The organism is Azospirillum sp. A26, assembly GCF_042604635.1.
In the GTDB taxonomy this organism is placed as follows: domain Bacteria; phylum Pseudomonadota; class Alphaproteobacteria; order Azospirillales; family Azospirillaceae; genus Azospirillum; species Azospirillum palustre.
Genome location: NZ_CP170473.1, coordinates 1,887,779 through 1,900,213, shown reverse-complemented (window position 1 = coordinate 1,900,213; position 12,435 = coordinate 1,887,779). Strand labels below are relative to the sequence as shown.

The 12,435-nt window shown below is 60.9% G+C and carries 16 protein-coding genes; 3 read left to right on the top strand and 13 right to left on the bottom strand.

What is annotated here, in order from left to right:
• Window positions 1-75 precede the first annotated feature (75 nt).
• Both ABNQ39_RS22605 and ABNQ39_RS22600 read left to right on the top strand, forming a co-directional pair.
• Window positions 76-372 (top strand): BrnT family toxin, encoded by a 297-nt coding sequence (locus tag ABNQ39_RS22605; RefSeq protein WP_376960743.1) that lies wholly within the window; start codon window positions 76-78, stop codon window positions 370-372.
• 46 nt (window positions 373-418) lie between these two features.
• Window positions 419-631 (top strand): BrnA antitoxin family protein, encoded by a 213-nt coding sequence (locus tag ABNQ39_RS22600; RefSeq protein WP_376960741.1) that lies wholly within the window; start codon window positions 419-421, stop codon window positions 629-631.
• A 75-nt stretch (window positions 632-706) separates the two neighbouring features.
• Here the strand turns inward: ABNQ39_RS22600 and ABNQ39_RS22595 are convergent, their stop codons facing one another.
• From ABNQ39_RS22595 to ABNQ39_RS22550, 10 genes are all read right to left on the bottom strand, one after another.
• Window positions 707-1,564, bottom strand: coding sequence for a hypothetical protein (locus ABNQ39_RS22595; RefSeq protein WP_376960739.1), 858 nt, complete (start codon window positions 1,562-1,564; stop codon window positions 707-709).
• A gap of 66 nt (window positions 1,565-1,630) precedes the next feature.
• On the bottom strand, window positions 1,631-1,951 hold the full coding sequence (locus ABNQ39_RS22590; protein WP_376960737.1) for a hypothetical protein: 321 nt from the start codon (window positions 1,949-1,951) through the stop codon (window positions 1,631-1,633).
• A 229-nt stretch (window positions 1,952-2,180) separates the two neighbouring features.
• Window positions 2,181-2,717: a hypothetical protein gene (locus ABNQ39_RS22585; protein ID WP_376960735.1), complete on the bottom strand. Its 537-nt coding sequence runs from the start codon at window positions 2,715-2,717 to the stop codon at window positions 2,181-2,183.
• A 155-nt stretch (window positions 2,718-2,872) separates the two neighbouring features.
• A complete protein-coding gene (locus ABNQ39_RS22580; RefSeq protein WP_376960733.1) occupies window positions 2,873-4,123 on the bottom strand; it encodes a type II toxin-antitoxin system HipA family toxin in 1,251 nt (416 codons plus the stop codon).
• Window positions 4,089-4,292: a hypothetical protein gene (locus tag ABNQ39_RS22575; protein ID WP_233474981.1), complete on the bottom strand. Its 204-nt coding sequence runs from the start codon at window positions 4,290-4,292 to the stop codon at window positions 4,089-4,091. Before ABNQ39_RS22575 ends, ABNQ39_RS22580 begins: the two co-directional genes overlap by 35 nt.
• 806 nt (window positions 4,293-5,098) lie before the next feature.
• Complete coding sequence (locus ABNQ39_RS22570) at window positions 5,099-5,473, bottom strand: helix-turn-helix domain-containing protein (protein ID WP_376960731.1); 375 nt, start codon at window positions 5,471-5,473, stop codon at window positions 5,099-5,101.
• A gap of 22 nt (window positions 5,474-5,495) precedes the next feature.
• Entirely contained in the window at window positions 5,496-5,741 is a 246-nt protein-coding gene (locus ABNQ39_RS22565) for a toxin-antitoxin system HicB family antitoxin (RefSeq protein ID WP_376960729.1), read from the bottom strand.
• Window positions 5,741-6,055, bottom strand: a complete 315-nt coding sequence (locus ABNQ39_RS22560) for a hypothetical protein (RefSeq protein ID WP_376960727.1) — start codon at window positions 6,053-6,055, stop codon at window positions 5,741-5,743. Before ABNQ39_RS22560 ends, ABNQ39_RS22565 begins: the two co-directional genes overlap by 1 nt.
• 87 nt (window positions 6,056-6,142) lie before the next feature.
• Window positions 6,143-6,472: a helix-turn-helix domain-containing protein gene (locus ABNQ39_RS22555; protein ID WP_376960725.1), complete on the bottom strand. Its 330-nt coding sequence runs from the start codon at window positions 6,470-6,472 to the stop codon at window positions 6,143-6,145.
• A 392-nt stretch (window positions 6,473-6,864) separates the two neighbouring features.
• Window positions 6,865-7,056 carry a helix-turn-helix domain-containing protein gene (locus ABNQ39_RS22550; RefSeq protein WP_376962657.1) on the bottom strand — a complete coding sequence of 64 codons (192 nt, stop codon included), beginning with the start codon at window positions 7,054-7,056 and terminating at the stop codon, window positions 6,865-6,867.
• A gap of 321 nt (window positions 7,057-7,377) precedes the next feature.
• Here ABNQ39_RS22550 and ABNQ39_RS22545 point away from each other — a divergent pair, with 321 nt between their 5' ends.
• Window positions 7,378-8,454: an IS5 family transposase gene (locus ABNQ39_RS22545; protein ID WP_376960723.1), complete on the top strand. Its 1,077-nt coding sequence runs from the start codon at window positions 7,378-7,380 to the stop codon at window positions 8,452-8,454.
• A 477-nt stretch (window positions 8,455-8,931) separates the two neighbouring features.
• On the opposite strand, the gene ABNQ39_RS22540 is transcribed toward ABNQ39_RS22545, so the two are convergent.
• From ABNQ39_RS22540 to cas5c, 3 genes are read right to left on the bottom strand one after another with little or no spacing between them, the layout of a single operon-like run.
• Window positions 8,932-9,957, bottom strand: coding sequence for a CRISPR-associated protein (locus ABNQ39_RS22540; RefSeq protein WP_376960721.1), 1,026 nt, complete (start codon window positions 9,955-9,957; stop codon window positions 8,932-8,934).
• Between the two features lie 4 nt (window positions 9,958-9,961).
• Window positions 9,962-11,806: a type I-C CRISPR-associated protein Cas8c/Csd1 gene (cas8c, locus tag ABNQ39_RS22535; RefSeq protein WP_376960719.1), complete on the bottom strand. Its 1,845-nt coding sequence runs from the start codon at window positions 11,804-11,806 to the stop codon at window positions 9,962-9,964.
• The gene (gene cas5c / locus ABNQ39_RS22530; RefSeq protein ID WP_376960717.1) at window positions 11,803-12,366 is read right to left on the bottom strand and encodes a type I-C CRISPR-associated protein Cas5c; all 564 of its coding nucleotides are present in this window, start codon (window positions 12,364-12,366) and stop codon (window positions 11,803-11,805) included. The genes cas8c and cas5c overlap by 4 nt, the downstream gene beginning before the upstream one ends.
• Between the last annotated feature and the right edge of the window lie 69 nt (window positions 12,367-12,435).

Genomic DNA, 12,435 nt, shown 5'->3' with positions numbered 1-12,435 from the left:
GGATTAGTATGGCTGGAATTATTAACTACCACACAATCAGATGGCGAGATGCCATCTCCATGGAGATGTTCGAAAATGGACTTCGAATGGGATCAGCGTAAGTACGAGACGAACATCGCTAAACATGACATCGACTTTGAGGATGCTATCTACATCTTCGAAGGAGTTGTATTGGAGAAAAACGACCCACGCGAATACAACGGAGAGACACGCATCATCGCCTACGGCGAGGTGGATGGCCGGCTGCTGGTGGTCGTTTATACCTGGCGCGACAGCGCCCGCCGCATCATCTCAGCAAGGAAAGCCAATGGACGCGAACAACGAGCGTATCACGCGACGCTCTCTAGCGTCGCCCCGCAACCGGACGGCTGACTGGTCGCGGGTTGACCACCAGACCGACGCCGACATCGAGGCCGCCGTGCGCAGAGACGCCGACGCGGCGCCGCTGGCCGACAAATCCTGGTTCGAGACGGCCCGGATCGTCGAGCCGCCGGCCAAGCAGGCCATCAGCATCCGTCTGGATACTGATGTGCTGGAGTGGTTCCGCACCAACAGCGACCGCTACCAGAGCAAGATCAACGCCGTGCTCCGGGCCTACATGGAGCATGAGCGCGCTAAGAAGCGTGCTTAACCCTCCCGCCCGTCCGGCAGCAGCGCCCTGAGCAATCAGTGGCGCAGCTCCCGCCTTCTCTATTTAACTTAAACATCATTGTGATGATTTAAGTAATTCCATTACTTTTGGGTCAAGCTTAATTGAATCAAGCATCCATGCTGCCCCGTCCAATAGAATTTTATCAATATCGCCTTTCTCTCTGGCGCTCATTGAGCTACAGAGTATGTATAACAACGAGTTCCTAGCGGGGCCGATGATTGTTGACATGGAAGGTGGAAGCGGTCGATCAAGATTAGATGACATGTCTGATATTTGGAAATTCCACAGTTTTAAACAATCTGCGATGTCTTCTCCCGATAAGAGCGCAGGAGACGAAACAATTTTAAAGCCCTCTCGGACCTGATATGTGGGCTTCATACGCAACACTTCCGCAAATAATTTCCCAGCAAATTCAGCTATTTCTGAGTTGATTTTGAAATCTTCACCAACGATCCAATTGATGCCGATTGTGCAACGGCGAAGACTAAAGACAAGGATGTCAAGTTTTATAAGGTCGCTGGGCCGGTTAAACCACGATGTCATTCCATATCGGCTATCTGGGTTTCCTTGCTGATAAAGGAAGCGGAGAAACCGTACTGTTTCTTCATCGTTCCAAAGTTCTTGCGGGAACTCCGCCGGGCACTCAAAGCGAGGCACTACCAGATCGCCGAGCCGCGCACAGCAGCGGTCAAAAAGTTTTTCGATATTGTGTCCGATTTTAATTACACTCTCACCATTAAGGACAAGAATTGCTTTGCAGTATTTCTCAATTGCTTGAACCGCCTGCCAATAAAATTCCCGGTGAAAACCATGTATTTTTGCCCATCGGGCCAACTGATAATTTTGGTCAGCCGGCTCAACAAAGAACTCATTTGCAAATACGGACTTTAAGTGATTCAGAGTATAGAACATATATAATCCTCGCTAATATTGAATGCAGCCAACCCGCGCCGAAACTCTGAGGCATAAGAGGTCAAGTTAGCCTCGACCGCGGCTGCGCCGATAGAGGATCATCGCTACAATAGTGGCGATACCGCCAATCAGATAAGCCCCCTCTCCAGCCCCAACCAGCCCCTTATAGAAGCCGCCGAGCGCAACCACCCCGGCTATGATGATCCATCCATAGATCGCACCTGTGCGATCATTGAGCAGCTTCCAGAGGCCGTAGAGGGCGAACGGCGCGAGCAGATACAGGCCGAGCATACCGCCATAACCGCCATATGAACCTCGGCCGTCAGCAAACGCTGATCCGGCAAGCGCGAAAAGCGTTAGCAAACTGGCCAATGCCACACGCCCCATTGCTCGCTCCATCGATCACGCCTTTTCAGGCTCATCCTTTCCCATAGACGCACCGCTCGCTAGATAAAACAGCTAGGAGCTCAACCTGGGAAAGCGGGTCGGTTGTGACGAGGGAAAGCACAGTACGGGCGTTATGACAAGCTGACCCACCGGGATGTCGGAAGGCACGGTCTCACCGTGTTCCCACTTTCCGGACAATCCGCGCACTCTGCAGTGGTGATTCAGTCCTTCAGGAACGATGAGGCGGAGCGAGCTTCGCCAAGTCCAGCTCGCCCTCAGCCCCCCACCCGGCCGTGCCAGCCTTTACCTCAGGTCTGAAGCCTTCGTAGAGCCCAAACGCCCGCCGGGCCAGCTCTGTCGCCGGCAGTGACTCCGCCAGCACTGTCATGGCTTGGCGCACGTCATCCAGATCGTCCCCGAACTTGCTGGCCAAGTAGCGGTCCACCGCCGCGGGCTTGATCTGCTTTCCCCGACTCACCGCGCGCAGCCCGTCCTTTGTGTGCACGGCCGGGATCGACCGCCCCATGAGGTCGATCGGAATCTCCTCGCCCTGCTGGAGCGTCTTGCGCTTGTCGCTCACCGTCTCTGGGGTCGGCTCATAGATCCCGAGCCGGACGCCTTTGGCATGCGCCGTGAGGCCTGATAGAGCCTTTCCCATGGTGAGCGCCTCGTCGCGGTCGAGGCCCAGCCGTTCTGCGACCACCGCAGCCCACAGCGTCAGCACCGGTGCCCTGTTGATCGTGACCTTGCGATGTGAGGCCGACATGATCCCATCCTGATGTGGACACCATCTCCTGAACGGAGCCTCAGGTCGGCGGTTCCTCCGGCTGAAACAGCAGCAGCGCCGGCCGATGCCGAGAAAGATCGTTCTCGCTTGCGTACCAGCCGTCCGCGGTCCGGTGTGCGCACGGGTAACCCCGTTTACGGCAGGTGCGGGACCCTGCGCATGACGACCTCGCGGTCCGTCGCGGACACCTTGTGACGGTCGAGCCACTTGGGGAAGCTCGCAGCGGCCGCACGTATGCGTGCGTAGCACTCGTCGGCTTCCTCGCGGGACAGCCCGAACGCCTCGTGCGCCTCCAGCGCCTTTGACGGGTCCGCCTCGGCCGACTGGTGTCGGGCAGGGCGCAGGACCAAGGCGCGTCGTGCCTGCGGCACCACGTCGAACACCGGCGACAGGCGCCAGCCGTCGCCGTCGTCGATGAAGCCGTGGTTGTGCAGGTGGTCGTCCGTGTTGTTGAGGAAGCAGTTGAGCAGAAGGCGCTCGAACAGCAGCTTGGCGCAGTCGGCGATCCCCGTGCGGCGGGCAGCGATGGCGAGGTCGGCGTAGGACGCGCCTAAGGCCCCGTAAGTGCCGGGCGGCTGGCCAAGGACGGTAGCCGCGCTGGTGTAAGCGTGGCGCACGGCTCCCGTGCGGTCGAACCGCTTCACCAGGAGGACCGAGCGTCCGGCGACCTCCGTCACCCTGTGGTCGGGGGTCTCGATGCCCGCCTCCCGCGCGACGGACAGGCAGGCGGCCTCCACCCGCTGGTGATCGAAGGCGTCGTCCCTCGCCCGCATCTTGACGATCCACGGCTCGCCGTCGACGAAGAGCCTGGCCTTCGGCCGCGCGCCTCCTATGTCGGCGCCGCTGTCGAGCAGCTTGGCGAGGTGCGATCTGGTCGCGACGCCATTCTCGACCGCGTCGGCGGCGTCGGCCAACCCCTCCAGGTCATCCTCATCCCCCGGCAGGTCGATCATGGCCTTGGCCGGGACCCATACCTCGGGCGCCTGGTCGTCCGGACCGAATTGGAGATGGCCGATGCGGTCCCCTCCGGCGGCCGCAATGTACTCCGGCGCCGCCAGCGGGACGTCCGGATATGCCATGGACAGGATCGCCTTGCCCCAGCCGTCCGGGGACGCGTCGTAAAAGGGCAGCGGGATTTCGTGAGGTGGAAGGCTCTGGAACGAGCGTCGGAGCGGCAGGCCGGTCGCCGCCAGTGGCTTCGCCCCCGGACGGCGGCGCCACGCCTCGTCGTAACGGAAGACGCCCTGCCGCATCCGTCCCGGAACGCCCTTGAACGACAGGACGCCCGCCGGAACGGGGGCCCCGTCCACGTCTGCGAAGACGACCATCTCCATCAGACGGCCGTCCGCATCAACCTTCCAGGTGCCCGCCCCGCTTCCTGCCATGAATCTCCTCCAATTCCTCGCCCAACGGATCCGACGCCAGCATGTCGGGCAACCGGTCGGCGTAGCCGAGGACCGACATGACCTTGACCAGCAGGCCGACGTTGACCGTCTCCTTGCCCTTCTCCAGCGCGATATAGGTCTTCTTCGTCACGCCGGTCCTTACGGACATTTCGTCCTGCGATAGGTTCCGCCTCAGACGGGCCAACCTGATCCGCCTGCCCAGCCGCTCCAAGGCATCCGCCTCGGGCGAACTAAGAAGCACCGGCCTCTTCATTTGAGACCCCTTTAATACACATTATCCATCTTTATGTACCTTAAAGGGGCCGTTCGTCAATCCAGCTGTGCGATGCGCCGGAGGTTCGGGGGCGTTCGCAGGAGAGCGCGCCATACGGACAAGGACAGCATGAACCCGCCGAAGCAACGCGGTCCTGTGCCACTCATCCAGAGGACGGCACAGGGTCGAGCCCGACGCACGCCCGTCCGCCGCCCGCAGCTCGCGCCATTGGACGCCCTCACGCAGGAAGAAGCGGAGTGTTTCGATGACTTCCACAATGGACATTGGCGGACGCCCGGGACCGACAAGCCGATCCTCGATCCGGTCGATGATCCCCGCCACCAAGTCCGCAACTGTCGGTCCCATGCCCGCCTCTCTGTGCCAAAGGCACAGGAAACCGACAACAGATCAGAGGGTTTCCGGAGGGGTGTGCATCGGACGAGGGTTCTGGAAACCGCCTCTTAGCAGGGAGACCATATCGCCAACGGAGTGGCGAAGGCTTATCGGGAAAGGTCTAGCTTGTCGGCATCATGCTCCAGCATAGCGACCAGCCGCTCCAGATCACCAGCGACTGACGCTGCATCAATCGGTCGGCCGGACTCGGCCAGTGATCGGTAATGCAACCACAGACGCCGTGCCTGCGCTAATCCTGCGCGCGGTGTGGTTTCGTTCATCTCGCTCAGCCTCCTTTTCTGGACGGTTCAGACAGCCCGTTGAAGGTCGTAGGGCCGGATCAGCACCTCGGGGGGAATCTGGAGCGCTTCGGACAGCCGCCGGATCATCGAGACCGAAAGTGCCCGGCGCCGGTTCAAGACCTCCGACACCCGTCCGCTCGATCCGATAATCGGCTCCAGGTCGGCGCGCGTCATCCCGCGCTGCTCCATCATGAATTCGATCGCCCCGATCGGGTCTGCCGGCGGCATGGGGTGGTGGCGCCGCTCGTAGGCGTCCACCAGCGTCATGAGGATGTCGAGACGGTCGTCCTCCGTTGTGTTGGGCTCGGCATCCCAAAGACGCTCGATCTCGGCAAGCGCAGCCCGGAAGTCAGCTTCAGTCTTGATCGGGGTTACGTCCATCAAATGCACCCTTTCTGGACGATTATTCTATGCGATCGTCATCGCACGGTGCGTTTCCGGCGCCGGACCGGCTCAGGATGTCCTTGGCGCGTCCAGGGGTCGTGCGAGCCGCCCGAGCGGCGAAGTAGCGCGCCGCCTCCGCTTGCGCACCAACGCGCGACCCCAGGGCCGACACGAGGTACTGGTTGAGGCTGACACCGGTCGCGTCGGCGAGACGGGCCGCCTCGTCCTTCAGATCGTCGGGCATGCGGAGGGGAAAACTGGCCATCATAATCTCCTGAGAGCGTTCACCAGCTGTTCGGCGGCGATTCCGAAAGGCCGGGCGCCGGCCGCGAGGTCGGTGATGTTCAAACTCGCGATCATATCGGCCACGCCGTCGATCGTAGTTTCGAGAACATGATCGTCGTCCGGATCATTCGCCACCGGCCGCCAGCGGTAGTCGAAAACCGCGGGCACGCCCAGCGCCGCCAGCGGCATTTGATCGTAGACGTGCTGGGCAGCGCCCTCTGCCGCTGTGCGCACCAGATCGGCGGGATACTCGATCGCCTCGATCTCATACTGCTTCAGCGACACCTTCGCCACGGGAGGCTCCTTTTCGCGACACTCTGATCCCTCAGGACCAGAGTGTCCATTTTGCCACCGGTTGTGCAACTCCACGGGAGGTGAGTTTCAGCGTGTCGGCCACGCCGGCCAGCCGACGCTCTTCTGCGCCACCACAGCGGCCACCAGTTCCGGCTCTCGCTCAATCACCAGAAGCAAAATCTGAGTGGAGGCGTCGGGCTGAGTCTGGTTCTGCTCCCAATCGTGCAGGTGATTGACCGAAAATCCGAAGCGGACGGCGAATTCTTCCTGGGTCAGGTCAAGCTTGGCGCGGATTCCGCGAACGTTGACACCGCCAGGGGGGTGGATGACGCGCACCAGTTCGGGTGGGGCGTTGGATAGATCAGGGGGAGCGTCAGGGTCCTCAGCGATTTGGCGGGCAATGTCCTCGTCAGTCATGGCATCGATAGCTTCCCAGTCAATGTCAGCAAGAGCTGTGGCAATCTCAGGGGTGACGGGTAGGTGAGTCATCGCGCTTTTACCCCTTGTAATTCGAGGCGAAGCAATTCCCTTGTCCTTCTTGCGATGGATTAGGTTTTTGGTATGGTCACAGCGCTACACTCCAGCCCCTGTTGTTATGAATGCAACATGGACTGCCTATACTAACATCAAAGGGAAACTACAGGCATCCCGCATTAAGTGGGATGCAGGTGAATCCATATTATGGCGGACGCAATCTAGCCGTAGGCCACAAAGGCATTGATATAAGCAAATCCACAAGACAGTGTAAAAAATACGATAAAGCGGAATATGATAATACCCCTATCAGGAAATCGAGAAATAAAATAAATCTACTTTATATATTCTTCAATAATATGGATGGCTTCATACGGGTCGAACTCCAGTGCTTTGCTAAGCGAAAGGAACTCTATCACATCGAGACGCCTCTCTCGGCTTTCGTACTTCGCCACAAACGATTGAGGCCTGCCCAAGCGCTTTGCCAACTGATCCTGCGTCAATCCAGCGGTGTGTCTGGCGTCCACCAGAACCGTGATCAGAGCACGGTAAGCAGGGGTATGGATGGACTTCACGAGCGGGCGCCGAAGGAGAAAAAGCCGGCACCTCCGCTAAACCCATTTCCGGATTATCCCAAAATCGGATATTGCTCTCTTCCCTTTCCGTGGCTCATGACCACCCCGCTATGACCATGCCATTGCAATCAGATGCCTCACATGTGACCTCAGCTACGAGCAGGGACAATGTTCTAGCTGTTCTTGACGCTAACAGGCCGCGGAAAAAGGCTATGCCCGGCCTGCCGGTCGTGATTCTCTGCGGTCGCAGAGAAAGCGGCCGGTGAGGGGACGATGCGGGGATCGGACGAACACAGCGAGGGCCTGTTCAGCTATGTGAGCTGTGAGGCCCGTGTTCCGGCGAGCCATCCTCTACGACCGATCCGTGCCATCGTTGATGAAGCGCTGGAGGTGATGTCGCCGGCGTTCGAGGGGCTGTACTCGACGATCGGGCGACCGTCGATCCCGCCGGAGAAGCTGCTGCGGGCGCTGCTGCTCCAGGCCTTCTACTCGGTGCGCTCGGAACGCCAGCTGATGGAACAGCTCGACTACAACCTGCTGTTCCGCTGGTTCGTCGGTTTGTCGATGGACGCCCCGGTGTGGGACGTTACGGTGTTCACCAAGAACCGTGAGCGCCTGCTGGCCGGCGATGTGGCGGCCAAGTTCCTGGCCGCCGTGCTGGGTCAACCCCGGGTCAAGGCGCTGCTGTCGGACGAGCACTTCTCGGTGGATGGGACGCTGATCGAAGCCTGGGCGTCGGTGAAGAGCTTCCGGCCCAAGGACGGCAGCGGCGAGCCGCCGGGGCCGGGACGCAACGGCGACCGCGACTTCCATGGTGAGAGGCGGTCCAACGAGACCCATGCCTCGACCAGTGATCCCGAGGCGCGGTTGTACCGCAAGGGCAACGGGCAGCCGGCGAAGCTGGCCTTCATGGGCCATGCGTTGATGGAGAACCGTCACGCCCTGGTGGTGAATGTCCGGCTGACGGCAGCCACCGGCTTGGCCGAACGCGAGGCGGCGGTTTCCATGGTCGAGGCCATCCCCGGCCGCCACCGCGTCACGGTGGGCGCCGACAAGGCTTACGACACCAAGGATTTCGTGGCGAACATGCGCGAGTTGGGCGCCGCTGCGCACGTCGCGCAGAACACGCGCAATCGCCGCTCGGCGATCGACGGACGGACCACCCGCCACCCTGGCTATACCGTGTCCTTGCGCATCCGCAAACGGATCGAGGAGGTGTTCGGCTGGATCAAGGGAGCTGGCTTGCGCAAAACGCGTCATCGCGGCATGGCCCGTGTCGGTTGGATGTTCACCCTGACCGCCACCGCCTACAACCTGATCCGCCTGCCCAAGCTGCTGGCGGCGGCATAATCACGCCCGGACTCCGCCTCAACGGCGGCTCCGGGCGTCTCGCAGCGCGAAAACGTGCTCCATTCTGACAAAAACGGGCGCCGAAAACGTCATTTCCAAGCCTCAGCGCAGGCAAAAAGCCGGAATATGTTCGTTTTTCCGCGACCTGTTAGACTGCACACCCGCACGCGACATGAACGATGCGGTGATAAGGCCGGCCTCTGAGATATGCAGTTTTCAATCCGCGCACCCGCAAAAGATGCAGTCTTTCCGAGTTGAACAGGCAAGCGGCATCCACGCTGCAAGACCTTAAGCGTCATCTTTACCAGCGTCTGCTGGCGATGATTCAATCCGCGCATCCGCAGGGGATGCAATCGCTTTATGACCTCCCTTAACACGCAGATGTTCAGCACTTTGGACCAATTACGAACCTTCCGACATTCGGCTGCGCTTAAGGTTCGCGCAGAACAAGAACAAGCAGCCAAACCACAAGCTTCTTCAAAACCGGACGATCGCTTCTACACCGGCCGGCATGTTGGTGAGATCAAGGTCGATCTCGTAATCCTCGAACCGCCGTGCCGGCGGTAGAGTCTCCAGCTCGGAGCTGGCAAGGTCATACGTTGCCCCCTGTACCCGGCGCCGAACCGTGACACGGCGAAATAGGCTGGCGGGAGATGCATTGCCGAGGGCGCTATCGTGACGGAAGACGATCAACCGCCGGCTGGCCATTTCCCCACGCGCAGCCGAGTGGTCATGGTCGAACATCCGCTCCAACGCCGTCCACAGCAGCTCGAGGTCACTCTCATCGAAATTGATGCCCTCTGCTTGTTTGGCCGAGATATAGCCATGGACACGATAAAGGGCGTAAGGCACCCGGTACTTGCGTCCCATTGTCCGGTTTTCAATGCGCTCGTCGTCAGAAGCCGCCTCTCCCTCGTGCAGAGGCGTGAGACTATCCAAGTTGGTCCTTAGGTCCGGATCGGGCCGCTTTGCTCTCTGCGTCTTCCGGTTCCGCCCTTCCGGTTCTGCGGTGGCTGCCATACGGGTGATCGTGATCTCTTGCGGCAGGATCGGCTCGACCGATTCGGCGAAGCACAGCTGTACCGGGCCGAGAACCTGACCGCAGTTCACCCCAAAGCCCATCACAGCGCCAAAGGTGCGCACGTCGAAGAAATGATCGAACATAAACCGACGCAGAGCTGCCGCCTCGTCATCGTCCCGCGGTGACAGCCGGGCGGCCGTTGCCACCGCTGCTTCGCCAGGACGTACCGCCCGATAGGCGTCACGGTGCGTCCGGTTGAGAATGGCACCATCGCGCAGGTAGATGCCAAAGCGAGGATCATCGCCGTGAAACAGGCTGACGTAATTGCGGATTTTACGCTTCAGACAAACATCGGTCACCAGCCCATGACTGGTTTCCGGATCGAGGCGCGGCTGGTTGCCAAGGTCGGGGTCGCCGTTGGGGTTGCCGTTCTTCACCTCGAAAAACAGGACGCACTCGTGGCGGTTGGAGACAGCAGGCATGGGCTCATTCCTCCGGTTGGGCAACCGTATCGGCAACCTCTGAATCAGGTTTGCGAGCGTGGCGTTGGTGGTAATAGCCGACAGCGAAGCGGCCTTGTGCCATCGGCTGCAGTTGGCGCGGAAGATTCATGTCCAGATCGCGCATGATCTCGTCGATCTCCCGCTCGAACCAGACAGCGAGGCCGCGGGTCACGCGCTCCCTGTGCAGTACCTTCAAATGATGGGGGGTGGTGCGCAGCAGCAGGGGAAAGACGCTGGCCGGCGTGGCCGAGGCCGCACCGTAATAGCGATCACGGACACTGGCGTTGAGCCGCCCCAAGGCGGCACGCTGGACGTTCTCGAGAACAGCGAACAGCCGTCCGAGCCGGTAGGCCTGGTCGAACTCCGTACGATCGAGGCTCACTGGCACCTCCCTGGCCGGATCGGTGTATGGATTGGCGCTGCCACGCCGGTGCCGGTGGGCAGCACGCTGGAGGATCGCTTTGCACAGGGCAGCACGCGGGCCATCGACAGGTTCACCGGCACGCAAGCGCTGAAGGACCGCCGCCAAAAGGGTCAACGGATAACGCTCTCCCGTCAAAATCGCCCGCATCAGGTCGCTGGCGAGTTGCTGAGGAACCGACCCGGAGCGTCCCTGCCGTGCCATGGCATAGAGCAGCGCCGCCGGTGAGGGAGGTATTTTCCAGGCCGGCGGCTCGATCCGCAGATCGCGCCAGTGAGCGGTCAGCCGATCGATCAGCGCCCCCGCCGTCACCTCCTGCCAGAACCGCACCGACAGGCGTGGGCCGTTCGGCATGAGACCGAGGATAGACACGCGGACACTGGGCTCTATGCCAAGAGCGGCGGCTTGCGCAGCGGCAGGCTTCTCCAGCCATTCCCAGCTACGGCGAAAAACCGGGCGCCCCTCTTCATTGATGGCAGGAGCGGGTGGTCCGGTAGGCGCCAACAGGCTGCCCACCAGTGCCTCGATCCGACGGGCCGCCGCCTCACCATTGACAGCGGCGTCAGCCCAGAACACCATGGTGATGTCCCCGATCCGGAGTTTGGATCGGGTGCCCGGTGCCAGCAGCGCGTTGAGCGCCGCGCCGTACCGGAAGGCAGCAGCTTCCGAGACGGGAGCGTTGTCACCCTGGACCTTGCCATGGGATCTGAAAGCAGGCTGGTGGAAAGACACCAGTGATGCGCCGGTCGTCGGGGCTCCCCACACACCCTTGATCGCAGGGTGCAGGCGAGCAACCGGGGCAACCTGGCCAGTGACCAAACACACCGCCTTGGGTCGGTCACCCTCGATGGCATGGGGTTCCCACGCGGCCTGGGCTGGTGGCCGATCATGCAGAAAGCGCGGCCGACCGGCGGCATCGACATCGTCGAGCAGGCGAAAAACAAGTGTGCGATCGAGCAGCGCCGGCGAGAACGGCGGTTGCCGGAAGCGACTTGGCGTCCAGCTGCGCAGAAAGCGCAAGACCGCCAGGAGGCCAGGATCCTCTGTGCCATCCAGCAGCCGCTCGTGCCAATCACGGAAGGCCTCGGCACGCGCAGAGTGAGCGGTTGGTTCCGTGCCCTCCGGCGGGCTGCCGAGCCCGAGAACGAAGTGACTGTTGTCCCAGAGGAAGAAGGGCCGGGGCTTGATGCCGGATCGCGTGAAGGAGCGTGGGACCGTCATCGACTGCCCGCCGCCGCGGTTCCGTCCGTCAGTGGAAAGGCGGAGGTCGTCACAGGCGACGGGCTCGCCGTCTGCCGACAGCACCAGCCCGAAGGCAATGCGCTCACGGGTGAAACCGAAGGACGGAACATCGCAGCGACGTTCCAGCCGACCATAATGGGAGGTGAGAGAGGCGAGGACCGTCATGACCGCACCGCCGTAACAAAGGGTGGAACGCTGATGACGCCGTCGCGCAGAATGGCGTGGAAAAACCGGGCGGCGTGATTGTCGGCGTAGTCGATATCGAGCAGCATCGGACCGAGATCGCGGTCGCGCTGGTCATCGGGCAATTGATGCTCAGGCATCCGCTCCTCCCACAGCACAACGTCGGCTGGAAACTCGCGGGTGCCAAGATAGGGCGAGCGGAAATACTGGCCGCGCCGGGCCCGGCGACGAAAGATGGTAAGGGGTTCATCCAGCCTGTCACTGCTTGGCGCATCATCCGTCAGATGAAGGCGAGCGGAAATCAAATAATCGACGTCAACCAAGAAAGTCGTGTCACGGCGCTGCCGGATGTCCGCGGCGTCCTGCGGCAGACTTTGAATGTCACCGCTCTGCTTTGCATGGCGCACGGAAATAGCCGAGATGCGGTCACCGATCTCGTTGCGCGTCAGCGACTGGAAGCGAATCGGTTTGAGCACATGAATTTGGTCGATGACCCAGCGCAGCCTGGGACGCCAGTAAACAGCTTCAAGAATTCCGCACAAGATGGCTATGTTAGAGGCTTTTATTCCACGTCGCTCTGTTGGCTCGGGCCGCCATTTTCAAACACGGTT